This window comes from Paraglaciecola mesophila, from assembly GCF_009906955.1.
GTDB classification, from domain to species: Bacteria; Pseudomonadota; Gammaproteobacteria; order Enterobacterales; family Alteromonadaceae; genus Paraglaciecola; species Paraglaciecola mesophila_A.
The window spans coordinates 3,382,027-3,408,795 of record NZ_CP047656.1 but is presented as its reverse complement, the minus strand read 5'-3'; the positions used below and the strand labels follow the sequence as shown (position 1 = coordinate 3,408,795).

General features: G+C 43.1%; 22 protein-coding genes. 14 read left to right on the top strand and 8 right to left on the bottom strand.

The window, feature by feature from the left end; all coding sequences use genetic code 11:
* Nucleotides 1-18: 18 nt before the first annotated feature.
* Complete coding sequence (locus FX988_RS14645; protein WP_160180882.1) at nt 19-1,386, bottom strand: TrkH family potassium uptake protein; 1,368 nt, start codon at nt 1,384-1,386, stop codon at nt 19-21.
* Complete coding sequence (locus FX988_RS14640) at nt 1,383-2,042, bottom strand: potassium channel family protein (protein WP_160180881.1); 660 nt, start codon at nt 2,040-2,042, stop codon at nt 1,383-1,385. The genes FX988_RS14645 and FX988_RS14640 overlap by 4 nt, the downstream gene beginning before the upstream one ends.
* A gap of 591 nt (nt 2,043-2,633) precedes the next feature.
* On the opposite strand from FX988_RS14640, the gene FX988_RS14635 reads away from it, so the two are divergent.
* Both FX988_RS14635 and FX988_RS14630 read left to right on the top strand, forming a co-directional pair.
* Nucleotides 2,634-3,527: a hypothetical protein gene (locus FX988_RS14635; RefSeq protein WP_160180880.1), complete on the top strand. Its 894-nt coding sequence runs from the start codon at nt 2,634-2,636 to the stop codon at nt 3,525-3,527.
* Nucleotides 3,528-3,860: 333 nt separating this feature from the next.
* The gene (locus FX988_RS14630; protein WP_160180879.1) at nt 3,861-5,012 is read left to right on the top strand and encodes a GGDEF domain-containing protein; all 1,152 of its coding nucleotides are present in this window, start codon (nt 3,861-3,863) and stop codon (nt 5,010-5,012) included.
* A gap of 50 nt (nt 5,013-5,062) precedes the next feature.
* Here FX988_RS14630 and FX988_RS14625 read toward each other — a convergent pair whose 3' ends face one another.
* Complete coding sequence (locus FX988_RS14625; protein WP_160182191.1) at nt 5,063-5,479, bottom strand: MAPEG family protein; 417 nt, start codon at nt 5,477-5,479, stop codon at nt 5,063-5,065.
* Between the two features lie 370 nt (nt 5,480-5,849).
* On the opposite strand from FX988_RS14625, the gene FX988_RS14620 reads away from it, so the two are divergent.
* On the top strand, nt 5,850-6,164 hold the full coding sequence (locus tag FX988_RS14620) for a hypothetical protein (protein ID WP_160180878.1): 315 nt from the start codon (nt 5,850-5,852) through the stop codon (nt 6,162-6,164).
* Between the two features lie 8 nt (nt 6,165-6,172).
* Here the strand turns inward: FX988_RS14620 and FX988_RS14615 are convergent, their stop codons facing one another.
* A complete protein-coding gene (locus FX988_RS14615) occupies nt 6,173-6,481 on the bottom strand; it encodes a transposase (RefSeq protein ID WP_160180877.1) in 309 nt (102 codons plus the stop codon).
* A 201-nt stretch (nt 6,482-6,682) separates the two neighbouring features.
* Here FX988_RS14615 and FX988_RS21765 point away from each other — a divergent pair, with 201 nt between their 5' ends.
* From FX988_RS21765 to FX988_RS21755, 3 genes are all read left to right on the top strand, one after another.
* Entirely contained in the window at nt 6,683-6,913 is a 231-nt protein-coding gene (locus FX988_RS21765) for a hypothetical protein (RefSeq protein WP_254700623.1), read from the top strand.
* A gap of 13 nt (nt 6,914-6,926) precedes the next feature.
* Nucleotides 6,927-10,043 carry an N-6 DNA methylase gene (locus FX988_RS21760; RefSeq protein ID WP_254700622.1) on the top strand — a complete coding sequence of 1,039 codons (3,117 nt, stop codon included), beginning with the start codon at nt 6,927-6,929 and terminating at the stop codon, nt 10,041-10,043.
* 363 nt (nt 10,044-10,406) lie between these two features.
* Nucleotides 10,407-11,102: a DUF3427 domain-containing protein gene (locus FX988_RS21755; RefSeq protein ID WP_254700621.1), complete on the top strand. Its 696-nt coding sequence runs from the start codon at nt 10,407-10,409 to the stop codon at nt 11,100-11,102.
* A 5-nt stretch (nt 11,103-11,107) separates the two neighbouring features.
* Here FX988_RS21755 and FX988_RS14595 read toward each other — a convergent pair whose 3' ends face one another.
* Together FX988_RS14595 and FX988_RS14590 are read right to left on the bottom strand one after the other, a co-directional pair.
* A complete protein-coding gene (locus FX988_RS14595) occupies nt 11,108-11,947 on the bottom strand; it encodes a restriction endonuclease (RefSeq protein ID WP_160182190.1) in 840 nt (279 codons plus the stop codon).
* Nucleotides 11,948-12,110: 163 nt separating this feature from the next.
* Nucleotides 12,111-13,871, bottom strand: coding sequence for a class I SAM-dependent methyltransferase (locus FX988_RS14590; protein ID WP_160180875.1), 1,761 nt, complete (start codon nt 13,869-13,871; stop codon nt 12,111-12,113).
* Nucleotides 13,872-14,094: 223 nt separating this feature from the next.
* On the opposite strand from FX988_RS14590, the gene FX988_RS14585 reads away from it, so the two are divergent.
* The 6 genes from FX988_RS14585 (at nt 14,095) to FX988_RS14560 (ending at nt 21,632) form a co-directional block, all read left to right on the top strand.
* Entirely contained in the window at nt 14,095-14,940 is an 846-nt protein-coding gene (locus FX988_RS14585) for a hypothetical protein (protein WP_254700619.1), read from the top strand.
* A gap of 335 nt (nt 14,941-15,275) precedes the next feature.
* The gene (locus FX988_RS14580; RefSeq protein ID WP_160180874.1) at nt 15,276-15,872 is read left to right on the top strand and encodes a hypothetical protein; all 597 of its coding nucleotides are present in this window, start codon (nt 15,276-15,278) and stop codon (nt 15,870-15,872) included.
* A 4-nt stretch (nt 15,873-15,876) separates the two neighbouring features.
* Nucleotides 15,877-17,436 carry a PepSY-associated TM helix domain-containing protein gene (locus FX988_RS14575; RefSeq protein ID WP_160180873.1) on the top strand — a complete coding sequence of 520 codons (1,560 nt, stop codon included), beginning with the start codon at nt 15,877-15,879 and terminating at the stop codon, nt 17,434-17,436.
* An 83-nt stretch (nt 17,437-17,519) separates the two neighbouring features.
* A complete protein-coding gene (locus FX988_RS14570; protein WP_160180872.1) occupies nt 17,520-19,568 on the top strand; it encodes a TonB-dependent receptor in 2,049 nt (682 codons plus the stop codon).
* A 442-nt stretch (nt 19,569-20,010) separates the two neighbouring features.
* A complete protein-coding gene (locus FX988_RS14565; protein ID WP_160180871.1) occupies nt 20,011-21,213 on the top strand; it encodes a porin in 1,203 nt (400 codons plus the stop codon).
* The gene (locus FX988_RS14560) at nt 21,213-21,632 is read left to right on the top strand and encodes a hypothetical protein (protein WP_160180870.1); all 420 of its coding nucleotides are present in this window, start codon (nt 21,213-21,215) and stop codon (nt 21,630-21,632) included. The genes FX988_RS14565 and FX988_RS14560 overlap by 1 nt, the downstream gene beginning before the upstream one ends.
* Before the next feature lie 52 nt (nt 21,633-21,684).
* Here FX988_RS14560 and FX988_RS14555 read toward each other — a convergent pair whose 3' ends face one another.
* A complete protein-coding gene (locus FX988_RS14555) occupies nt 21,685-22,449 on the bottom strand; it encodes a sulfite exporter TauE/SafE family protein (protein WP_160180869.1) in 765 nt (254 codons plus the stop codon).
* Nucleotides 22,450-22,646: 197 nt separating this feature from the next.
* Between FX988_RS14555 and FX988_RS14550 the strand changes: the two genes are divergently transcribed.
* Nucleotides 22,647-23,846 carry a porin gene (locus FX988_RS14550; protein WP_160180868.1) on the top strand — a complete coding sequence of 400 codons (1,200 nt, stop codon included), beginning with the start codon at nt 22,647-22,649 and terminating at the stop codon, nt 23,844-23,846.
* Nucleotides 23,846-24,265, top strand: coding sequence for a hypothetical protein (locus FX988_RS14545; protein ID WP_160180867.1), 420 nt, complete (start codon nt 23,846-23,848; stop codon nt 24,263-24,265). The genes FX988_RS14550 and FX988_RS14545 overlap by 1 nt, the downstream gene beginning before the upstream one ends.
* On the opposite strand, the gene FX988_RS14540 is transcribed toward FX988_RS14545, so the two are convergent.
* Nucleotides 24,258-26,303: an EAL domain-containing protein gene (locus tag FX988_RS14540; protein WP_160180866.1), complete on the bottom strand. Its 2,046-nt coding sequence runs from the start codon at nt 26,301-26,303 to the stop codon at nt 24,258-24,260. The two genes, FX988_RS14545 and FX988_RS14540, sit on opposite strands and share 8 nt — an antisense overlap.
* Nucleotides 26,304-26,769 lie beyond the last annotated feature (466 nt).

Genomic DNA, 26,769 nt, shown 5'->3' with positions numbered 1-26,769 from the left:
AATATAAGGCTTTTACCTTTAACCTACCTGAATTTCAGCATCTGCGTACTGCACTTTGCGCGGCTTAGGTGTCGCGATAAAGTACGCAAAGCTTAATGGCCCTACACGCCCAACTATCATCATAAAAATAATGACAATTTCGCCAGTGTCGCTAAGTTGACCAGTTAAACCTCGAGACAATCCTACCGTACTGAGTGCCGAAACCACCTCAAACACAATATCCAGAAACGGAGCATTTTCAATAGCTGTGAGAATAAATATGCTGATGAAGATCATACCAATAGAAATGATCGCTAACGAAAGCGCTTTAAGCACCTGCACCTGAGGTATAGTGCGATTAAGCACAGTCACCTGCGTACGACGACGTAAAAAAGTATAAGTTGTCATAATCAATACGATAAATGTACCCAGCTTTAACCCACTTGCCGTACTTAAAGATCCTCCCCCAATAAACATCAGTAATATAGTTAACGTTGTACTCGCGTCAGTTAAATTTTCGATAGGTAGGGTATTAAAACCCGCAGTACGAGGTGTTACTGCTTGAAACCAAGCCGTTAAAGCTTGTTCGGCCACGGGCAATGTGCCCAAAGTGGCGGGATTATTTGCCTCTAGTAACCAAATTAGAAAAAAAGCAACTAGGTTGATGGTTAGTGTGGCCAACAACACGATACGCGTATTCACACTTAATTTGCACCAGCGTTTATTCGTTTTGATATCAATCAATACAGCGAAACCGATACCTCCAATAATAAACAAGGCTGTAATAATCATATTGACGGAAACGCTCGCCGAGTAAGCCGACAAACTGTCACTCCGTAAAGCGAAACCCGCATTATTAAAGGCCGATAAAGTGTAAAAGAATGCTTGATACGCTGACTCTCTCAGTCCGTATTCATCAAGCCAAACGAGGGTTAATAATACAAAGCCCACCAGCTCAATCACAAACGAGTAACACAAAACAAATTTGGCCGTTTGCACGACCTTTTCCATACTGGTTTGATCAAGTGCTTCTTTCATCAATATCTGCTGACTGAGGCCTAGGCGCGCGCCCAAACTGATAGCAGCTACGACGGCAAATGTCATAAACCCCAGCCCACCGGCCTGTATCAAGCCGGCAATAACTACCTGGCCAAATGTGGTGAAGTGTGACCCCGTGTCCAGCACCACCAAGCCTGTTACAGTAACAGCAGACGTCGCCGTGAAAAGGGCTTTGATAAGGGGCGTTTCAGCAGTCGATGCTATGGGTAGCATTAATAACCCTGCACCAACAAAAATCAGTAGAATAAAGCCTAGAAAAAGTACAGCAGGAGGGCTTAACTGGATATGAAGTTTTGATTGGCGTTTTGCTAACTTGTAGGGTTTAACATTCGGATCCCAAGGCTTCATTTAGCATAAAACTCAGGCGCTATCTTTTTCAACGCAGTCAAAGAACCACTTAATATCAGTGAATCTTTCACGGCTAATTGAAAGTCACCATCTAAGTGTTTGATGATAGTGCTATTGCGGCGCACCAACATAGGCTCAATGTCTTTGCCTGCTTTGCCGAGTAGCTTTTTAACCGACATATCTGGGTGGTGTGATTTAATTTCAACCTCAACAATAAACAAGCCATTACCAATGGACATGTACTGGTTCATCATAGGGTAATTAAGCGACTGAGCGACACGCACGCCAATTTCTTCTTCAGGGTGAATAATCCGAGACACACCCAACTTAGTCAAAATAATATGATGAGGTTTAGTCGTCGCTTTTACCCAAATCTCTTTTACGTTGAGTGATTTAAGTAATAGAACACATAAAATACTAGCTTCGAGGCTCTCACCTATAGCAACCAGCACCGCATCACAGGAGCCGATATCTAACTCTTTCAGAGAGCTTTCATCAGTGGCATCAGCAATGGCCGCTACCGTCAATTGCTCAGATACCGTATTCACCAACTTAGAGTCTGAATCGACGCCGATAACTGAATTCCCCAGACGCATCAACTCTATTGACGCCGCCAACCCAAAACGGCCTAATCCAATTACTGCAAACTGACTCATGTTGTGCTCTGACATGTAGTATTTTATTGGCGGGGAATATTAATACAATCCAAACCTAAAACCAAACTGCTTTCCCCCTAACGAGCATTCTTAACGACACGTATTCCTTTATATCAACAGTCAGTATTTAATCCATCGGGCGAGCGCAAAAATCTCTCTTTGATTCGCGGACGAAATCGACGAAAAAACTTAGCGCAATCAACCAGTAATGCTGTAAATTCTTACCCCCGATAATAGCTTGGGCCTTTAGGGAACTTGTATTAGTTATGGATGCATTAAAATGGGTGTCCTGATAAACGAGACGCTACGATGACGCCAGACGCGCCAAGAAAAACAATTTTATTCAGATGTTGAGATGCTGAAACAGGGTTCAATAGGGTTTACCTTTTATTATTATACTGCGCTATGAGTTGTTCTTGCTTGATAGCTCAGCTGGATTCCCGATGGTTAATCCTAGCACGGTGCCCAACATCAATCTTGATAACGTACAAAATTTGACGCCGCCATTATTAAAAACGGTAATATCATCCCGACGAGTTCCATGTTCGAATACGTTAAATCAGATATCAAAACCAAGAGGTTGTGTCCTCCATGATCCGACAACTCGCCATACACGCTGCACTTGTATTTTTGCTGTTACGTTTTGACATCAGCACGGCTTCCCCGGCAACCAATCATGCCCAAGCCACTACCAAAGCACCTTATCAGTTTGATAAAAATCAGGATTTATTACTGCTGCATTTTGATCTTAAAACAGACGTAGACGACGTACACACTATTGCTGCCATGCACTCAATTTTACAGTCTCCCCAATTCAACAGATTAAATTACTGGGCCGTCAGTGGCACGTATGGCATTCAAAGTGGCCTATATGTACCCGCCGATCATTTATTCGACTTAGTGTTTAACGCAAACTGGACGAACGCCCACATGCAGCGCCAAAAGGCATTGAATGACACGGTGCAAAAAGTATCAACCACCCTCGCCCAAGGGGGCCGAGTATGGATAAGCGAAGCGGGCCAGAGTGATTTTACCCAGCATCTTATTCAACAACTCAAGGTAAACGGAACATCGCTCCCAAAAGAGAAAATCGTCCTTGTGCAGCACAGCGAATGGAACGAAAAAGAAACCAGTAAAAACGCCCTAGCCTTTGTTAAGCAAAACACCACCTACTATAAAATACCTGACGGCAACGCAAGCGCAAACGGCACCCCAGGTTTTAACACCTTAGATTTCACGGTAAACCCACTCGAAAATAATCCTTTGCTCGATACCCAAATTTGGCAAGAAGCGAATAAAGTGAGCAGTCAATACAACGGGGTAAACGGCCGCTACCTAAACAAAACCATTCACTCAGGGGGCGCAGATTTTTCAGATCTCGTTGAAGTCGTGTGGATTTTAGGCATAACAGGCGTAAATACCGTTGACGCCTTCTTCACCCAATTCAACCCACACAACCCCAGCGCAAAGGAGCGCTCGTATTAAGGGTCGAATCAGCTAAACAATAACAAAACAAGCCACCCGCAATAACTAAACCGCGCATTTGCATGATTATCTTAGTTGGCTTAGTAACTTATTGATAAATAAGAAGTTTAGTTGCATTATCAAGCCTTTTCGCTCACCTTTTTTCAACTCAACTGCAATGCGGCTGCTTAACGTATTACCTCGCGGCGATGTTGTTATGAAAAGGCAAATAAAGTAACCTGCTGGCAGAATGTTTTGTTCTTACAAAGCAAATTTAATGGATTAAATTGAGTTTACAGGCAGTTAATGGACGCACCGACGTTATTTATTTGTACAATCTTAGTTAGCACAATTATGTCACTCACCATGATGATTTTGCGCGCAGCTAATCGAGGTGAAAAGTATCTTGTGGATTGGGCGATAGCGGGAATATTTTTCATATCGTCAAACATCTTGGCGATATTCTCTTTAGATTTTGATCTGCCGACTACGGTACATCCTGCAATGGGAAATGCGTTTTATTTAGCCGCTCACGCTGCGATTTATAGTGGCATAAATAAATGTATTAACGGGCGCTCTACTTGGACATTGACGTTAGCTGTTTTTCTTATCCCCATTCCTCTACATCACATTCCTTTGGTTGCCGAATCAGTAGAAGTGAGAATATTGATATTTTACCCTATGATCTTTGCCCTTAACGCCTCTGCGTTAGTAGCGCTATGGCGAAGAAGAAACGACAAAGTAGGCAAGGCATATTGGCCATTAATGGTTGTGCTATCTCTTTTTATTGCTCAATTGATTATACGTGCAGTTCTAATGTTCGCTGAAAATGTTCGATTGGAATTTATTGGTAATCAATTTATGCAAACGTCAGGTAATCTCGCGATAATCGGTTTTATATTTTTATTAACCATTAGTTTTGCCATTATCGTTTTTTGGAAGAAAGAAGTGACTCTTCGAGAAGCCTCCGTGACAGATTATCTAACGAAATGGTTGAACCGCAGCGCACTGTCTAGCATTGCACAAAAAGAGTATTCACTGTCCCAGCGAACACGAAGAAACTTTGGATTTGTTATGTTTGATATCGACCACTTCAAACATGTAAATGACCAACACGGCCACGCCACAGGAGATCAAGTTCTAATAGAGATAAGCCGAGTAGCTAAAAGCCTAATGAGAAACTTTGACCACTGTTTCCGCTTGGGTGGCGAGGAATTCGCAATATTAGTAAGCGATACCAATACGAACGAATTGTATGCGATTGCTGAACGCATCCGTAAAACCGTTGAGCAAACAACGTTTACAACTTATAACGGCCCACTTTACATAACAGTGAGCATTGGTTTTGCTTTATCAACAGACGCCGATGAATCTTGGGAGTCATCCTTAGAAAGAGCCGATAAAGCCCTTTATCACTCGAAAGAAACCGGTAGAAATAAAACCTCTGGCGAGACACAAAGCGAAGACTTCTACTCACTTACGCTACAACATGTTCAATTGCCCTAGCCGTTAACTCTAATTGCAGCCTAACCAACTTACATGTTACACCACAGGGGTTAAAACAACCTTAGCCCGACCAGGACCAACATCACCACGTTCGCCAACAGACCAATCAAAAAGAAATAGGTGCGCGGGCTCGGGTTTTTCTCTGTCGAAATGGCATAGTACAACGCCATATGCATAACTCTTGCGATAAGGTACATCCACACACAAACAGCAAATATTGGGCTTTGGTAATTTAGAACAAAGGCAAACAGCACCGTGCCGACAAACAAGGTACTGTTCTCTAACGTATTCTGAAAAGTGCGATGCGCTCTGAACACAAAACTATCGTGGGATAAGTTTTCATCTATCTTCCCAGGGATTGCATTAGGCTGCTTGGCTTTGCTAAACGTGGCAACCATCCACTGCACTAACAACATCACCAAATATAAATAAAATGCCGTGTAAACCGAATAGGCCAGATCAATCATTGTCATTTACCGTTTTCACATGAATAAGTATCACAGTAGCAAGCTTGATGCCCAACCTAAGCTATTGATATAAAAGTAATAAGTTTTTTATGAGATGAGATACATGTAACTGGTACAGGGTGATTTATAAGAATTACCATTCGTAAGTTTACTAAAAACACCAGTTGAGGAGCAGATTCTAAGTAAAAGTACGAAGTCGTTAGCATGAGTGTCCTGATAATTTCCCAAGCAATGATCTTAACCAACATTCGCCAAGTAACACTTAATAGAAACAAGTTAATTAGCGGAATTATGTAGCAAGCGCACAAGAATCCCGCCCATGAACTGAATAAAATACAGTCATATTCTCTTTTAATTGAAAGGTATCAATATGGCTGAATCCCACGTTATTACTGCTTTAGTCTCTAAACACTCAGAGCTTGCAGGACAAATCCAACATTATCAACAGGAAATTGCACGACTCAACAAAAGCCTGGGCCACGTAGAGGCCACAATCAAAGTATTTGAGCCGGAATACGACCTCAGAACCGTATCGCCGAAGCGAACCACAGGTAACGCTAGATTGTTTAAGCCAAGGGAATGTCAGATGATGGTGTTGGATATACTCAGGGTGGCATCTGAGCCGTTAACGACAACGGCTATTACCGACAAGGTACAGGAGCCAAAACGGGTGCCACGACTCTGAGGCAAGCACTAAAAGCCAATCAGGGAAATCAATGCAGCAAGGTACACAGATAACGGTAATTTGTGAGAAGAGAAGATCGTCCCACTGGTGACTGAAAAAGTATGACCGCAATCCTTATCTTTACAGCACCACTGCTTGCGGGTTTTAAGGTAATAGTGATGTTCGCAACCACAATGAGGGCAGACAGGTTTACCTTGAGGCCAGCGAGCTTCTTTGAATAGTTCAAAGGATTCATCTGGCGTTAACTGGAATATCTTTCTAAGGCTGAGGGTACGTGCTGACGCAGACAACAGGAAATGTTGTTTTTTGATTGTCATTAGTCCCCTCCTTAAAATAAATCACATTATCTTATGTGTTCATGATTGCACATATATTTATGTGCGACAAATTAAAAACAAATATATTTATGTACTATACAAATAAATGTATGTACGATTTCCATTATCATTGTTTTTATAACTGAATATATATACAGTATGGTATACGATGAATTTAAACGCCATTTGGGGAAGGCTGGATTGTCTATTAAAGAGCTTGCTGAATTGTTGCGGCAAAATCCCAACTCATACACCAATTACAAAACTAAAGGTGAAGTACCTGATCATCTAGCTGTAATTGTGGCACTCATGGGAGAAATGGCGGACCACGGGCTTGATTTCAGAATGGTCGTTTCGGGGCTTGATATTGCTCCTAATAAACCCCGTGGTGCGGCGAAAGATGCTCAGTTTGGCGGAAACAGAAAAGGTTAAGGCTTAGAAATAAATGAAACAACATGCAATCCAGTTAGTTAAGGATGTTATTGAAAAAACTGAAAGCTCGCAAAACGAGTATCAGTTGCAGCACGAAATTGAGCAATCTTTCAAAGAACTAAGTCAGAACCTACAAAGTTCATGGAAGCCATGTCCTATACAGCGCAGAGTACCCAATGGAAAAGGGGGCTATAAGTGGGTAGATTCGGCTCATGGTGCAGTGATTATCGAATACGAACCTCCAAAGAGTTTCAATAAAAAGAATAATGCAAAATGTAAGCATGCTAAAAAACAGGCCGAAGAATATGCAGATCTATTACACCGTGATGAAGGTAGAGAACTATCTGATTACACAATGGTGGCATGGGATGGTGAAAGCATTGTGTTTGGACGTTACAACCTCTCAGGTATTCCAGATTGGGAATCCTTGCAAGTATTCGATCAAAAGGCCGCCACTAGGCTAATTCAGGAGTTATTGAACAACGGAACGCCACTTGTATCAGCGCTCCTATTAAAAGAGGTTGTTGGTCCTGATTCTATTTACGGACAGCAACTCATTCCAATGTTTTTTGATGCTATTGTGGACGCAGATGCAGGTGGAACCTCAAAAGAAAAGCTTCTCTATACCGAATGGAATCGTCTATTCGGTCAAGTCGTCGGTATTCAGCCGGATGGAATGAGAAACTTGATAGAGCGTCAAAGTACCCATCATGGAACAGACTACGCAAAAAATATTTCCGCCTACCTATTTTCGCTTAATAGTTATATCGCACTATTAGCCAAAATAGTCGCAGCCTGCGCTTTGCCTGGTTCAACCCAAAACATTCTAAATACTACCATTGATGTTCAAGAAAGGATTAATTCAATGGAAACGGGGAAATTGTTCAAGAACGCTGGCATATCAAATATGTATGCCGGTGATTTCTTTTCCTGGTATTTAGAAGATGACAACTGGACGGAGTTTGCAAAGGTAATAGACAGCTTACTGGTTGAACTTTCAATAGTGGACTTTGAGATAAGCAAAAAACGGCCAGAAAGTACCAGAGATTTGTTTAAAGGAATTTATGAGGGGTTTGTTCCTCGCGAGCTTCGGCACGCGCTTGGAGAATTCTATACACCAGACTGGCTGGCAGAGCATGGGCTAGATGTCATTGATTGGGATCTTGAAGCAGATTTACTTGACCCTACATGTGGATCTGGAACATTTTTACTTGAGGCGATTAGAAGAAGAAGGGTTGCAAAACCCGAGGCTGATGCAAATGAGCTATTGTCGGGACTATACGGAATAGACCTTAATCCGCTTGCTGTTTTGAGCGCTAAAGGTTCGATAGTGACTTTTATTGCACCATATTTGAATCCTCACAAACCAGTGACTATTCCAGTTTATATGGCTGATGCAATCAATACAGCCAACATTCAACCTGATGGCTGTTATGAATACAATCTTCTGACTGATAAAGGCGAAAAGCTCTTCCGAATTCCAGAGAAACTAATACTAGATACAGAGTTTTATTCTGTATTTCAGCAGCTTAAACAATGGATAATGGCAGATTTACCAGCCAACAAGATACTAGAGCATCTTCTTAAAACATTAGAACCGCTCGCGTTAAATAAAAATGAAGAAACTGCACTGTCAAATGCAGTTAATACGTTAGTAGAACTTCATGAAGAGGGCTGGGATGGAATATGGTGCTCAATTCTTGCAGAACGCTTCAGGGCGGGTTCAATATCTCCGGTTAAATACATTTGTGGCAATCCTCCTTGGGTTAAATGGAGCCACTTACCAAGAGCCTATGTCAGAGCCGTTAATGATAAATGCCGAAGTATGGGAGTCTTTAGCTCTGATAAATGGGTTGGTGGCATCGAATCTGATATTTCTACCGTCATCACCTTTGAGACTATTCGAAAATATCTGAAGGACGGTGGAAGACTTGGATTTTTCATAACAGGCACTGTTTTTTCAAATGAATCTAGTGAGGGCTTCAGACGCTTTAAAATTGATGAGGGACGTATCAATTGCGCAGTAACTCTGGTGGAAGATTATAACGCCATTAAGCCATTTGATGGTGTCAGTAACTTTCCGGCGTTACTGGTTGTTGAACGTGGCGAAAATACTAAGTATCCAATTACTTACAAAAAATGGTCGGCGAAAGACGCTAAAAATAAAACCATCCGCTCTTTTTCAGATGCTTCCGATTTTCGTGGGAAGGCAAAAAATGAAAACCTGTTTGCAAAGCCCGCCCCTGGCGGAGAAAACGATTCCCGTCCATGGCTAATTGCAACGAAGAAAGAGCACAAGGTGTTTAAATATGTGTTTAATGAAGGAAAAAGCCACTACGTAGCTAGAAAAGGTATTACAACCGACAGACACGCCATATTTTGGGTAGACATCCTGGACCAGGAAGTGACCAATGGTAACGTGACTATCCGAAACAGAGTGCAGGAGGGACGTACAAAGGGAATACCCGAAATTACTGATGTCGTAGAAGCAGAGCACATTTTCCCTATGCTCAGAGGAAAGGATGTAACAAAGTTCAGGGCCGTTCCAACACCGTTTCATTCTCTCGTACCGCAACGAGAGATGCATGGAGATCCTGATCTGCCATTCAACTACCCAAAAACTTACCAGTTCTTAGAGCAATTTAAAGAACAATTAAAAGTTCGATCCAGTTTAAAACGGTTCCAGAAGAACAAACCATATTATTCCCTCTGGAGTACAGGCGACTATACGTTTTCACCGTATAAAGTGTTGTGGCGGGAAATGAACAGCAAAACGTTTTTCGCCGCCTATATTGGTCCTGTAGAGGACAAAATTTTGGGTGAAAAAGTTGTTGTGCCTGACCATAAACTCTACTTTATCCCAGTGGAAACAGAAGATCATGCCGCGTTTCTGACAGGCTTTCTCAATTCAACCTATGTTGCCAAAGCTGTTATGGCTTACGGGTCGCTATTGAGTCTGGGGTCCAGCGTAGCAGAATACCTCAAAATTCCTGAGTTCGACGATATGGATAGTGATCACCTGGCTATTAGCGAGATCGCCCGTATTGCAACAATGTCCGGTGGTGATATTTCGGAAGAAGAACAAAAAGAACTTGATGATTTAGTTAACGAGGTATTGGGAATTAAGTAATATTTGCAATACAAACTCGGTAAAGCATTGTTTTTACTGGGTTTGTGCATTTGCTACATAATTCCGTTAATTAGCTTAATAATCAACTTTCCTCACGTCACTAACTTACCTTTAACTCTTACTAATTTTTTGGTGATTCATCCCAATATTACTCTGGAAAATATATTCAAAATTAAGATAGGTAAATTTGGTGGATGGAATGCATTAGTTGCAGCAAGTAAAGATAAAGAAATAGCGTCAGATAATAACGCACTTTATACCGCATATTACAGAGCCGTCAATAATAGACTGCTGAACTGTTCCTCACTCTCGTATTTACGTTTCGTGAAAAAACTCTGCGATAACAACTTTTCAATACCAGTGATGACTGATATCCAAAAGCTTTATGCTTTGATGTGCCACTATGACTTTTGGGATAAATCGAGTAAAGATCTTGGCTTTAATAACGTAGCAAACAGCTTAGACGCATTGAAAGACAAAGTATTACAAAATGAGTTGAGTGAAGTAATTTCAATACTCATTGAGCGACTCGATGTTCGCGAGTTCGACATGCCAATGGTTGATAACCCTATAGTGAATTCATCACCACTTAAAATGCATGTTCGATACCCTAAAGAACATATCCTTGTGGCTTTTGGTGACAGTACTTTTGAGAAGAAGTCATCTAGTCGTGAAGGTGTTTTGAATATTAAGAGAGCCAATACTGAGTTGTTGTTTGTCACCCTAGATAAATGTGAAAAGCAATTTTCCGCTACCACTATGTACCATGACTACGCCATCAGTCCAACGTTGTTTCACTGGCAAACACAAAATAGTGCAAGGCCAAATTCTGGGCGAGGTTTAGACTACGTGCAGCAAAAAGATAATCACAAAACTTTTCTGTTATTTGTACGCGAAAAAGGTAAAGACGAAAATGGTCGAACTATGGGCTTTGTAAACTTTGGCCCTGTCGATTTTGTAAAGTCAGAGGGCAGCCAACCAATGAATATCACTTGGAAATTGAAACATCCAATGCCCGCTTATTTATGGAACGAGACAGCGAAGTTGGCTGTTGGTTGATTTATTCATGAGCAGTTAACATGCATGTCTTTTGTGTAACGGCACTTCGGAAAAGAAGAGCATCCCAAAAATGCATGACCTAAATTAGCACCACGTTTGGCTTGTCTCTGAACAAGCTGATTACCACATTTTGGACATGGGGCTTGATTAACGTTTGGTGAAGGTCCTAATTGCTGACTTGATTCGAGAGGCATAGGGTTTGTAGAATTTTCTACGTTAGAAGACGAATTGCACTGTATATCTTTTACTATGCTCAATAGTTCGGTGCCACCGATTAATTCAATCGGCTTGTTTTCAGCAAAATTTGATGCCTCACGAGTAAATCCTCCACAACAAATAATAACCACCTTAGTCGCATTTTCAGAAGTTAATATGCCGAACATTTCACGAATTACAGCTACCCCAACATTTTTGGATTTCCACTGCTTACATTGAACTAAGATTGTTTGTTTATTTTTACTCAGCTTGACGTCGACACCACCATCAGGCCCGAAGCCGTTTTCGATAACCCGAAACCCTTGTCTGCGATACGCTTCAGCGACTAGCTCTTCAAACTCTTTCCAGCTAAGCGCCTTTATGGAGTCAATATCTTGTTGGCGATCGAGTAATTTTTGTTTGCGTCTGCTATTAAAATAAGCAAACGGAGTAGCAAATAAAAAAACAGCGGTAAAAAATGGAGCCACTTGTGAAAGCGCTGTAAAAATAGCATTGATTATTGGGTTACCGGTTTGTATCTTAGGCAATATCATGACTAAAAATACGTAAGTAATAGCAGCAACAGCTACCGGTACCCACCACGGTGCTTGGGTGAGTAAATTGAAGAAAGACGTGTTTTTCTTAGCCATGGATATTTTCTTTAACAACTAAATGTGTGGCTTTTAAGTTAAATAGATACTAACAGCTAGAATTTTTAAGAAAGTATAAAATTGCCAAATAAAGTACTCAACTAAACACCTTAAGGTTGGCCCAACCTTGAATATTCATCAATAGATAACCCTAACCATCCCCCTACCACTCACTTAACTGCTGCATATCTTTCAAGCGCCCTCTTTGTAACAGCAGAGCTTCAAATACATCATCGATAGAATCGTTTTGTGCGCTGAGGCCAGGTAGTGCGATATTCGCTTCAGCGAAGAAGCGTTGTTTTTCGTTAGAACCGTTATCGTTTAACCACGCCGATGACCACCAGTGTTGCATGCGCTCTTTGGCCGCACTGAGTCTTTTTTCTGAGGGCAATTTATCTCTTTTACTATTGTTCTCTTTGCTATCGCTGGGCACTATGTTCCATAAATCATTATTTGGCCAGCGTGAAAAAGGCATGCTGTGATCGATGTCGTATTTTCGCTTTAAAGTTTTCGCTGACCATACACATTGCATCTGTTGGGTACTGGCAAGTACGTCGAACCGTTTGCGTACGTCTGTGGTAGAACGAATTGGCTCTTCCCATTTTAATGCTTGGTACAGCAAGTGTTGTTTGTCTGACGAGTTGAGGCGTTCATTACCTTGGTAGCTGGCCATGGTTTTTACCCATTCGCTGACTAATACAGGCTCTATCCAGCAGGCATATCGGCTAAGCGCTAACCACGTGGTTTCGGGTAAGGAGAACTCGCCCCATTGTGTCAGGGAATCTAAATCTAGGAACAAACTGTCTTTTGCTTTGACGGTTTTTGCTTCGACTTCGAACACCTGAGTATCACTATTGGGTAGCGTAATGTACGTGCATGGCATCTTTTTAATATTTTGCGCGCTGGCTGAAAGCGTTCGGTATAACGCTTTTGCGTCAGCACCGATAAATAAGTTACCAATACGAAAATCGGCGGCGGTTCTGTGGGTCAGTTGCCGCCAGCCGTCGTCTGTCATAAATCCCATGTTGGGGTTTTTATTCGGTGTTTGGAATAACCCGTGGTGATCGATTAGATCTTTGTATTGATGAATCCAATACAAAGCCACCAAACCCAGTGGCAGTATGACTCTGTCGCCATTTGCAGATGGCTCTCGCCTTAGTACCGCACCTGCATGGCCATCGGCAATTCTTAACAAAACTCTTAGCAACGCCAGTTTATGCGTGGCAGATTTACCGTCATTTATGGCCACATGGCGGATAAACGGAAAGGCCCCTGTGCCATCGTCTGGCATTTGCAATACTAGGGTTTGCCAGTAAACGCCCTCACGCCCTAGTTGGTCTTTTTTGTTCTGCGATTCGAGCTTTGAAAACAACCCGAGGTTTTGTGCTAATGCTTCTACCTCTTCAACGCTGACGTTGTACATTTTCCTTTCATGCTGCTCTTCGGCTGTCATACCAAATTTCAGCGAAATTACTATTTTACCGCCGGGTTTAAGCAAATTGGCTAGTTTGCGTAATGAACGACTTCGTTGAGAAACGGGAATGTGCATCCAAACGGCACTGAGTAAAATGAGGTCAAAACTCATTTCTAAGCGGGTGGTTTTATCTAAGGCGGGTAATGCGTCTTGCAGCCAATGTACATTTTGCCCTTGGGTTGTGGCTTGCCCTTTTTGCAGCATTTGCAATGCAGGCTCTACCGCATAAACACGGCAATGATTATCACCTTGATTTTTTTCAGCGAGCAGATTAGCGATATGACTCACGTCTCGGCCAACACCTGCGCCAACATCAAGAATCGTGGCGTGGGGTTTGTCTAGAATAGCAGGTAAATAGTGCGCCCAATTGTTATGCACTTGATCAAACGACAACGACATATATTGAGGCGCGAGTTCTTGAACTTTATCGTTGTAATAATCGTTAGACACATTAAATCCTTGTGACACATCAACTGGCTATTTTCTATAACAGTGCGAATTTTAATACTATCTCTGAGGGCAAAACACTTCAATTTAAGTACAGGCAACGCCTTAAACTCTACGTAACAAAATGTACCCGATAGGAAATGATTTGTCTTTCTAAGTTAACAAGCAATCTGTATAAAGAATACTAATCTCAGGATTTTCAGTACGTTAAAGGAGTAACAACACTGTGATTTACCTTATGCTTTATTTCTTGGTTGGTGGTCTGTCGTCTTGCGCTTTTTTTGGCTATTGGTGGCTGTACAAAGACCGAGTGGAGAATCCCGCGTCACTCAAGCTTATGCTGATTCGAGCGACCGCCTATATCTTTGTGTGGCCTGTGCTGTATTGGAAGTGGCTAAAAAGCCAAGATAAAACGCGTTTTATTACCCATCCAGATTTTGTACTACCTGAGCTAAGCCCAGCGAATGCTGAGGCCGTTAAGCTCAATGCACAAAAAGCCGCCCTTAAAGCCCAGAAGGTACAACAAGAATGGGAGGCATTTGTAGATGCTCTGCCCCAGTGCGGCTCGCACATTATGTATAAAGGCACAGACATTTACGGTGAAAGACTCAATGGGCGTTTTATTTTTGAAACCGCTGATTTATTACCTGTTCTATTCGATGCTATGCACCCTGAACCCTTTGATATAGATGAAGGCCGTGACATTGATGAAACGGATGTGCAGGCGCTAAACGTCAGAAATGAATTAAACGAGTGGATAAACACCAACAGAAAAGCAGTCAAGCAAGAACATTATATTCATCGCTGGCTGCGAACTTACGACCCAGCGCTTTATGTGTGCAATGTAGTCCCTAATTCGTTTGACCGTTTTGAATATATCGCCAGCGAAATGATTGAAGCGGGCAAAGGCCAGGCGCATTGTAAAAGCTGTAACACGGTTTATGACGCGAGTGATATAAAAGCAGTGGACGGTGGCCAAGGTAGTTGGATATTCGGCGAGCTGTACTGCCCAAAAGAGCACTTATTAGCGCGGCGCAAAAAGATTCATTTTATGGGTGCAATACAAAATTAAAAGTCACCCAGTAACTTGTCCGCTAAGCTAGCAAAGCGCGGGCAAGCGAGCATTTATATGCATGCCCCGCCCATCCCAGTGCGTTAAATCAAGCGTACTTTTCTTTAATACCAAGGGTGTCGTGTCACTCGCTATGTTTCGCTAGGTCGATACTCTGCGCTATTGCGCGCATTTCAGCATGCAAGCACCAGCAAATTATCACAAATCTCAATTGATAATCATTTGCATTTTCATTAATATTAAAATACTCTACTGCCGCTCAATTAAGCAGCGCTTTAAACCCATTGCTCTTTAAAGCTAATTGAATTTATCACTTACAACTAACAAGGTTTGTTATGGCTGAGAATTTGCCAAGCGGGCTTGCACTGGTGTTATGCCTTTTCGCAACCGCTGTGTTTTACATTGGATGTCCGAACCAACAATGGTTCGCCAAACGCTATTTGACCTTCTTGCCCAGCCTACTGATTAGCCTTGTTTTATCTTTGCTGGCTTGGTGGCTTTTATTGAATGTTATGTCGGGTTTGTCTGGTGTCTTTACTGTGCTTAGCTTGGAAATGCTGTTTTTGGGGCTTATCCCGTTTATGCCTAAATACGAAAAGCCGTTGGCAAATACCAGCAAAGCTAAGTCATCTTTGGTGCGCGGTGATTCCTATGCCAATCACCAAACCCAGTGGCTGCTAAAAACGATTGGCATGTTCTTGATCGGCTTTCCCTTTGCCGTATTTACCAGCAGCTTAATTGGTTGGATGGCCCCTGACAGCGTGCCTAGCGATATACGTTCGCAATATATTATGTGGCTGATTGTCCCTTTGTGGCTCACTCCTTTAAGTTTAATTTTCTTCTCTCGTCGCCCTTTGTCGGTATTTATCGCGTTTGTCACTTTAACGTGTGTCGCATTTGGTTTGCTGCAAATAATCAAGTTCGGAGGGTAAACTGATGCGCTTAGAATCGTTTAAAAACTACCAGCAGGTTCATATCTGGACCGGTATTTTATCTGGCTTGCTATTGTATATTTGCTTTGTGGCCGGTGCTTTTACCATGTTTAAGGCACCGTTAAATCAATGGGCCCTGCAAAGTGAACAACGTTTACCTACTATCGCTTATGAGCAGTATGATGACCTAATTCAGGCCGTACTGACTGCTTACCCTGCAGCTGCGGCGAAAATGACCGTCAATTTACCCCACTCTGTTTCTCAGCATGCGCCTGTTAGCTGGGTCGTCGAAGACCCATACACGCACGCTGCCACCACGTGGCAAGCCAGCCTAGATGAAAGCGGCGAGTTGCTGGTTCAGTCTACTCGTCTATCAGCCATTGGGGATTTTCTGGATGACTTACACCGTACGGGGGGGATTCCTGGTGGTGGTGATCATGATGCTTACGGCATTCTCGTGATGGGCTTAGTAGCTGCCTTATATTTTATTGCCATCGTATCGGGTTTAATTATCTTTTTACCCACCTGGTTTAAAGACTTATTTACCCTGCGCAAGGGGAAAAACAGCAAACGTTTTTGGGTCGATTTTCACAATATTCTGGGGATCACCGCCCTGCCTTTTCATATCGTTATAGCCGTCACAACAGTGGTGTTCGCCTACCACGACATTCTGTATGGCGCTATGCAGCAGTGGGTATACAAAGACACGCCTATGTTCACTCTCCCCTCTCCTAGCAAGGTTGAGCGAGACGTTACCCAGCTTTTACCCGTCGCTAAGCTCGACCAAGCCATAAAAGCGTTAGAGCCTGAGTTTGAGCCTGCTGTACTTGAATATGCTGGGCTAAACACACCGCGAGCCAGAGTGATGATTGGTGGCCAGTTAGACGGTGAGTGGATCCGTGGGCCTGAATACGCCTATTGGGTTAGTGACCCATACACCGCCGCATCGGGTTATAGCGCTATGCTACCTAGCCTGTCTGGATTTGAAGGCAAAGTAGTGAACGGTTTTTTCACGCTGCACTTTGGTGGCTTTGGTGGCACGTTCGTCCATTGGATTTACTTTGGCTTAGGGCTTTCTGGGGCGCTGCTGTTTCTTACTGGGAACATCATCTGGATTGAGGCGCGACGCAAAAAGCTCAAATCAGCCGAATCTGTAGAGCAAAGGCGCTCAGTCAAGGTCATGGCGCGCCTGACGATTGGCGTCACCGTTGGCACATTAATCGGGATCGCGTGTGCGTTAATAGTGGTTAAGGGCCTGAACCACAAAGCGGTGAACATTCCGTTTTGGCAACAAACAGCCTACTACTGCGGCTTTTTATTGAGCCTTGCTTACCCCTTTGTAAACCGCCCGATAACAGCCGCTAAGCACCTATTAGCTGTACTGTGCGGGCTAATTGGCACATTGATTGTGTTAACCGGATTGAATCTCGATCGAGCCTTTAATTACGCCACCGACTTGAGCGTTTGCTTGGTTGCCTGTGTTTTGCTGCTTGGACTGATTGCCACCCTAGTTCATCTACATAAACGCAAAGCATTAATACCCACGGATAGTGTCTGGTCTTAGGGTTTGCCCACAAGCCATACCAGTCACACCACACATTAGGTTACTGAATATCACACGTAACCCACACAAGGAGATAATAAAATATGCGTTCGCCTGAATATAAAACTCGGTTGTCATTAGCCGGCGTCATCTCGGCGTGTTTTGCTAGCAATATGGCCGTAGCGCAAGAGGCACCAGATAGAGGTGAATCCTCTCTGGAGACCATAGTCGTGGTCGGTGAGAAAATAGAACGGTCGTTAAAAGATACGACATCATCTATTTCGGTTATTTCTGAAGAAGCGCTTAATAGCACCCAGTATCAGTCAGTGACCGATGCCATCTCAGAAATCCCTAACGTGGTGGCTTTGTCTGGTGCTGTGCCGGATATTCGCGGCGTATCTGGTAATGGCGCAGCAGGTGGCTTTAACTCTATTTCTGGCGGCGCCAAAGGTCGGGTTACCACCCTAATTGATGGCATAGCTCAACCCTTTGTAGCTGATTTTACCGGTGACAGCGGCATATGGGATGTCGATCAAATTGAGGTGTATCGCGGGCCGCAATCCACCAGCAATGGGCGTAACAGTATAGGTGGCTCAATATACATTCAAACCAAAGCCCCCACTGAGCAATGGGAAGGTGCAGTGCGTGTGGGTTACCGTAACCAAGAGAACTACCTTGATACTTCGGCCGTTATATCTGGCCCACTTATCAAAGACCAGCTCGCTTTTCGCATTAGTGCTCAGCGCTTAGATGCCAACACCATAACCGATGAAACGGGTTTCGCTGACAACCCAGCTGATTATGATTTAAATAAAATTGAATCTGATCGGGTACGGGCAAAGCTCCAGTGGACCCCAACAGAAGATCTCAAACTGCTATTGGCCCATTCTTCAAGCAATGAGCAAGGGGATACTGGGCGTATATATTATAAAGCGACAGATTTAGACAAACACGAAAGGCTCTTCTTCAGAAATATCGAAACTGATGTAGATACCACCAGTTTAACCGCTGACTATCAAATCAATCAGGGAATGAGCCTAGATCTCATTGTTGCCTACATGGATTACCAGTGGGGCTTCGATAGCTATGAGCCCGACCCAGCGGATGAACAACAACTTCTGTTCGATGAAAGCAATATCACCATCGACGCCAAACTTAACTTTGGTCAACAAAACGATGAGGTGAAAGGCTTTGTTGGGTTAGCCTACTTTGAACGTGACCACGACATCATTAGCGAAGGCTCTTTTCCCTATAACGGTGATGACGAAAGCGATTCGATCTCGGTTTACAGTGAGATTAGTTACGATGTCTCAGACGTATTTACCGTTATCGCTGGTGCACGTTTAGAACGAGAGTCTCAACTACGTCACTTTATATACGGCGAAATTGATTCAATACTGGATAACGACACCACCATCTTTCTGCCAAAGTTAGTGCTGCAATACGCTTGGACACCAAAAACTACCCTCGCCATCAGTGCGCGCAAAGGATACAACGCTGCTGGCGGTGCGTTGAACTTTACGGCTCAAGAATATTATTATTTTGATGAAGAAGAGGTCAACACCTACGAATTAAGCAGCCGCAGTATATTTGCCGACGGCAATGTATTTTTGAGTGCTAACCTTTTCTACAACGATTACCAAGGTTATCAAGCATTAAGCTCTACACGCTTTATTGTTAACGTAGACGACGTGGCCACTTACGGCTTAGAAATGGAAATATCAGCCACTGTTAGTGAAGACATTGAATTAACAGCAGGACTTGGTTTACTGAAAACCGAGATCCGCGATCCAGGCGACAATTACCCTGAAGTCGAGGGCAACGAGCTAAATTCAGCTCCCAGTGTGACCGCTAATTTGGGGGCCAAGTACTGGTTAACTGATAACTTTAATCTTGGTGTGTCGGTAAATTACGTTGATGAATACTATGGTGATTTTACTAACACTGCAGAACGCGTCGCTGGTGACTACAGCTTGGTACGCTTGCAAGGTCGGTATGAATATGAAAACTGGCTAGTGTCAGCTTACATAAACAATGCCTTTGACGATGAAGCGATTGTAAGCCGCGAGCCCACAAGTGCCCGCTACCCAGATGGTTACGTGTCAGTTGTTGACCCTAGAAATGTCGGTATATCAGTTACTTACTCATTTTAATAACGAAGTGAAAAAGTAGTCGTAAGGATCGACACAGGTGATGTAAAGCATCCTCTTTTGTATTTCTACGCATAGCCACTGCATATAAAATCAAAGCCCTCTGCTGACGTTTAGCACAGGGCTTTGTTGTATGTAAAAACAGACCGTGAAAGCCAAGTTGACTGGGTATTTAAAGTGAAGCACTTCCCCGAATGAGCACTTATACCCGTTCTATTAAATTTTCGCTGAGTGATTAATTATTTATTGAAATGGGTATTATTAGCGCGGCGCAAAAAGATTCATTTTATGCGTAGCAAGAGCCACTAACATTTCACTGGCCGATGTAAGGTAAAACAACAGTGTTTTAGCATTTCGTCTAATAGCAGTTGACACTTTGCGACTCTATAGTACTTTGATTAATAGGTAATATTTTAACCACCATTAAGGTCGTAAAGTTAAAAACATGACGCGCAGATCACCCCACTTATTTCTCGCCTGCTGGTTAATGTTACTGTGCGTTGCGCCCACGCTTCACGCTGAAACAGAGGATAAACTCCAATTCTCCGGCTTTGCTCGGGTAATTTTGGGCTACCTGGACGACGAAAATGCTGAGTATGTGGGTTACGACAACAGCATCAGCGCTAACCAACAATCTCTGTTCGGACTTCAAGCCGAGTATTTATTTAGCGATGCATTGTCGGTGACTGGCCAAGTAGTTGGCTTTACTGATGATCAGCGCAATTCTGGTTTAGAGTGGTTATACCTTTCGTATTCCCCTAGCAATGCATTACAAATTAAACTGGGTAGGCAGCGCATTCCTTTCTTTAATTACAGCGACAGCCTAGATGTAGGCTTTGCATACCCTTGGCTAACCCTGCCGCAACAATTTTACGACACCGCATTTTTTTCAACCTTTGATGGTGTTTTAGCGAACTACCAATTTGTGCATAACGATTGGCTAATCAACTATGAAGGGTACTGGGGCCGTTTTGACGATAAAATATATTTAGCAAGTGAAGAAATTAACACTCAGGTGATTGGGTTATTTGGTTTCAACACGAGCTTTGCTTATAGAAACCTCACGCTGCGCGCTTCGTATAATCAAGGTGATGTAAACATAGAGCAAGAAGAGGCGCGTCTGTTTAGTCAGCAATTACGCCAATTTGGATTTGCCAATAACGCCGAATGGCTTGATGCAAATGGGCTTATTCAGTTTTATCAATTGAGTGCAAACTACGAGAACCTAGACTATTTCCTGCGCAGTGAGGTGTCTAAAATGGTCAGCGACGGCGGCTTAGTCGCTGACATTGAAAGCTTTTATATTTCTGCCGGCTACAATTTTTACCCTTATACATTTTACATCTCCTATAGCCAAAAAGACCTGCATTTCGATCATCGCCCCAGTGAGATCCCCTTGGGTGTAAGCCCAGAGCTCGATTTTTTGGCAGCGACCTACGCTGACGTTATAGGGCGCTTTGCTGATGATAAAGCCACCGGGATTAAATTAGGCACACGCTGGGATTGGCAACCTAATATCGCGTTTAAAGCGGAAATGACCTTTGTTCAAGCCCAAGACGATATTAGTAATGATTATGCAGTCAAAGATTTAGGCGGGTTTGACGGTCATGCAATCTTGTACCAACTCGCAGTGGAGTGGGTATTTTGATGAAAGTGTATACTACCTTAATGCTGCTTTTCTTGTTTAGCTTCACGCCCTCTATCGCTGCGGCAGAATCGATTATTGTGGTCGCAAATACGGCCGATAAATCTATCGAGCTCAATCGTCAACAGGTACGAAACTTATTTATGGGTGGCATCATGCCCTATGACTTAAAGGCAATTGCGCTCCCCCCGGAAAACCACACCCGAGTGTTGTTCAATACAAAGATAGTTGGGTTAACAGAGTCGCGAATTCAATCCTACTGGGCGCAAATGCGCTTCACTGGCCGTAAAAAAGCCCCTAAAGAAGTCGAAGACGAAATGTCAGTGCTGGCATATCTTCTAAGCCACGAAGGTGCCGTAGGCTACTTGCTTGCTGGTACCCCTATTCCTGACGGCTTATCTGTTATTTTTACCGTGCAATAAGATAATTCGATTGGCATTGTAATTTGGGCCGCACCACGACCCGCTAAACGCATTAGTGCGACCAAGACAACGCTTTTACTGCTTGCCACATCAAGTTCAGCGCCAATACAGATAAGGTAATTTGCACCATTCGTTGAAACCGTTCGGCAGGAATTTTATGCAACAGTTTTAGGCCAAGCCAAGTCCCGACGGCACCCGCTGCGATCATGGCTATGACTAAAGGCAACCATTGCCAAAATGCAAAACCCGCCATCCCATACACTAATGCTTTAAGGGTATGCTGTATGGTCATGCTAGACGAAAACGTCGCAGTAAAACGCATTTTATCGTAGCCCTTGGTGTGTAAATAACTACCAACTAATGGGCCACTTGCGCCGACAAACATAGACAAAAAAGTCGTGCTCAGTCCCGCCAACGCCTTACCGAACGGGCTTGATTCTTTGATGCTAGGTTTCTTCCCCCACAACAAAAATAACACAAACCCGCCAACAGCCAATTTCATCCAATCCAGCGGTACATCACTGACCACAAAGAATGCCATGAGCGCACCAATCAAGCCACCAGCCACAAAATACAGCAACATACTGATATCAACATGACGGTAAGTCAGTAGCATACGGTTCGCGTTTGAGCCCAACTGTACTAAGCCGTGCACAGGAATAACAACCGCCATTGGCAGAAATGATGCCATGACAACTAACAATAACAACCCACCACCAGCGCCCATCGCTGCGGTTAAAAAAGAGGTGAAGCCAGCGAGAGTGATTAACAATAAAGACAACCCAGGACTGACCAACTCACTACTGAAAAAAAGCATAGTATGTTTGCTTACAACTAACTTGAATGCGTACTAGCCTATCTTGAATAAACCCCTGTTTCGACCCATTTTGCTGGATAACGAAGCGCTCCCCCGTAAAGATAAACAGAAAAGAATTTGACTCTTAGCCATCCTCGAGTATTTTTAATACAAAGATGTTGCATTTCACACAGTTATCAATCTGAATTAACCAATATATGACGTACTTCTTTAGGCCCGCTCTCACCGCTTTTATTATCCTAAGCAGCTATGCTTGTTTTGCGAATGCGCAAACAGAGGACAAATTGCAATTTTCGGGGTTTGCGCGCCTAATCATGGGCTACTTAGATGACAGTAATGCTGAGTATGCAGGTTATGACAACAGCATTAGTTTAGGCGAGCAGTCACTATTAGGCTTACAAGCGGATTACCAGTTTAGTGATACAATATCGCTCACCAGTCAATTAGTCGGCCATACAAATGAACGACGTGAATCAGGGCTAGAATGGCTTTACGTAACCTACAAACCGAACAAGGCTTTTCAAGTAAAATTAGGCAAACAACGTCTTCCTTTTTTTAACTACAGTGACAGCCTTGATGTGGGCTTTGCGTATCCTTGGCTCACCCTACCAAAACAATTTTACGAAACATCATTCTTCTCAACCTTTGAAGGGCTACTGGCAAACTACGAGTTTCCTGTTTCCGTACTACTCATCAACCTTGAAGGGTATTGGGGGTATTACGACGATGATATTTACTCCCCTGACGGCGGCGTTGAAACCAAAGTAACTGGGCTATTTGGTTTTAACACCAGCGTCACATGGAAAAACTGGAACGCCAGAGCTTCATATAACCAAGGTAATACTGAATTAACCCTACTAAGCGCAAGCCAATTTGGCGAACAGTTGAGGCAAGTAGGGTTCGAGCGGAGTGCTGATTGGTTAGACCCTGACGGCTTGATTCAGTTTTATCAATTCAGTGTTAATTATGAAGATTTAAATTACTTTCTGCGCAGTGAAATCGCTAAAATGGAAGGGGAAAGTGGCCCGGTACCAGATATAGATAGTTTCTATGTTTCAGTAGGTTATAACTTTTACCCTTATACTGTGTACCTTTCGTACAGCAAGCGTAACCTTTACTATAACCACCCAGAAAATGAAATACCATTTGGCGTATCCGATCAGCTAAATGCACTTGCTGGCGGCTATGTAGCCGTTACAAATGGATTCTTAGATGATAAATCTGCTGGCACTAAAATTGGTATACGCTGGGATTGGCGCTCAAACGTCGCCTTAAAAGCAGAAGCGACGCATATTGACGCCGATGAAAAAATCAGTGGTGATTTTACCCTGCGAGACTTAGGAAACTTTGACGGCAGCGCCATCTTGTATCAGCTTGGTCTAGAGTGGGTATTTTGATGAATAGATACCTCTACTTACTGATACTTTGTTTTCTTGGCCCCGTTAAAACGGCTATGGCAAATGACGCGCTCATTATTGTGGCCAACACGCCTGACGCCTCAATCCAATTAACCCGCCAACAAGTGCGTAACCTCTTCATGGGCGGGGCTTTGTCCTATGATTTAAACGCTGTGGCGCTACCGCCAGAAAATCACACCCGCGTGCTATTTAACACCAAAGTGGTGGGGCTAACGGAATCGCGCATTCAGTCATATTGGGCACAAATGCGCTTTACTGGACGTAAAAAGGCACCGAAAGAAATCAACAATGAGCAGCAAGTTTTAGAGTACTTAAAAACCCACCAGGGCTCTATTGGCTATTTACCAGCAGGAATGCCCTTACCTGATGAACTCACTGTTGTGTATCAAATCAACTAGCCAAAATATCTTGCAGACTCATGGGCTTTGAAAATAAGTACCCTTGCAACTGATGACAGCCATTGGCAATTAAGAAATCTGCCTGCTCTCGTGTTTCTACCCCTTCGGCACAAATATGTAAATTGAGTTGCTTCGCCATTTCGATAATGGTTTTGGTGACCAAAGTACTGCGTTTAGAGACATTCAAGTTATCTACAAACTGCTTGTCGATTTTCAAGGTATTTAAGTGAATTTGCGTTAAATAACCCAGTGACGAATAACCTGCCCCGAAATCATCAAGAGCGATTGAGCAGCCCATATCGCGGATTTGATTTAGAAACTGGTTAGCAACATCAAAGTTTTCCAAGTAAGCAGATTCTGTGACTTCAAATTCAATACATGAAGTATCCACCTTGTATTTCTCAAACATGGCTCGAATGTAATCCACCAACGAGGCATTGTTGATATCGTGCGCTGAAAGGTTCACAGACAGCACCACACTGCCCTCATGCAAACCCAGCAATTGGTTTAACTCTTCGCAGATTTGCTGAATAACCCACTTAGTGATTGATAAAATCTTGCCGCTTTGTTCCGCAATTGGAATGAACTCAGCAGGAGACACAAAACCCAGTTGTTCGCTATGCCAGCGGATCAAGGCTTCGTAACCCACTACAGTTTCATCTGGAGCGACTTTAGCTTGGTAGTGCACTGTGAATTCATCATTTTTGATACCGCTAGAAATAGAATTTGCCACCAAGAGGCGGCGCTTGTTGTCTTCCATCATATCGGGTACAAAAACAGTGTGGGTGCTTCGCCCCGCCATTTTAGAACGGTACATAGCAATATCAGCATTACTGATAAATTCGCTCACATTGAAATGTGAATCGCTGGCACGAGCAATACCAATGCTCACCCCAATTTGCATTTCCCAAGATTGGATTTCAAACGGCTTACTTAAGCCATTTACAATGCGCTCGGATATTTCAAATAACATGATGTCATCAGGGTCGTTGTGCAACAAAATTAGAAACTCATCTCCCCCTAACCGAGAGATTAAGTCCCCTTCGCGTAAAAAGGTTTTCGTACGCTGACAAACATCAAGCAGCAGCAAATCACCAATTTCATGCCCAAAAGAATCGTTAATGCCTTTAAATCCATCAAGATCAAAGTACATAAGCGCCAGATTACGCTTATCACGTTTCGCTTTTGCCAACTCAATACGCAAGGTTTCCATGAAAAATTGACGATTAGGTAAGCCCGTTAAGCTATCAAAGTTAGCCAAACGCTCCATGGTTTTTTGTTGCTCTTTTAATTGCTGGGTGTATTCGCTGTTTTTCTCGGTCTCGCTACTGATGGTTTCCATCATACTGTTGATATCACGGCTTAATTCAGCCACTTCTTGTTTACCACGAATGTCTATTCTGAGGGAGTAATCATGGGTTTGAGAAATTTTTTGCGCTAAGCGCGACAAGCGGCTCAATGGTAAAAAGAGTTTTCGCTGAATCATCAGCGACCCCACAATCGCAATAAACAACACCAGCAAGACTAAAGGTAATACGCGTTTCAATAAGGTCAATTTACTTTTGTTTAAAGGCCCAACTGAGTCGTTCACTATCAGTAAATAGCCTAAGGGTAAGCGAGTATCCCCTACCAGTTTGAGTGCAATCAGTTCCCCGTCTTTGACCGACACACCAAATTCGCGATTTTGTAGTTCGCTTAGCTGCACATCCTCTTCAAAATCATAAGGATCGAATAGAGGGCCAAAGTACAGGTTAATGCGCTGCCATTCGTTGTCATAAACCACAGCGAACTTAACGTTTTCGTAGCGATCTAAGCGCAGCAACGTGGTCGTAACTTCAAATACGTCCGGCTCCAATGCAATCAAAGAAACAAGATCATTAGCCATATTTTCTGATAAACCGTCTAAGTCACTACTGGTTGTCTCTAAATAAAGTCTTTCATATTCTTCAATTGAAAAAACAACAACCGCAGCACACACCAAAGAAATGGCGACGACGGTAAGCATGGTCGTGGTGCTTTTGATGGTTCTAAACAACATGTATCTATCCCTTTCAACCAAATCACTTTAAAGCTAGCAACATGCTTTTGTGCTCAACAATACACTGGTTTTCAACATACATTCGGCATATTAAAGCAAGTAATTAAGTAAATATCTGTAGCTAATACAGCTTAATAACTATTGCAAAGTTTCGATATTAAACAATCGGTTAAGTTTTCGTCTACTTCGTCAGACCCGTTTATAGCTAAGCATACCTTTTAGCACCCAGGCAGGCCGTCTTGTGAGTCAAGTTGCTGCATGACTTTTGTCTTTCAGCGCCCAGTTATATATCCGCATCAATAAGTCCCCCTCAGAATGCGTCCAGCGGTTTATTGATTAAGCCGTCGCTATGTCTTAATGCTTGCTCCCTTTCCAATAGTGAGAACCCAGAGCGAAACAGCGTTTTTAACATTAGCTGCGGTGCAAGCAATCTCATCGATACAACACCACGCCCAAAAAACACATT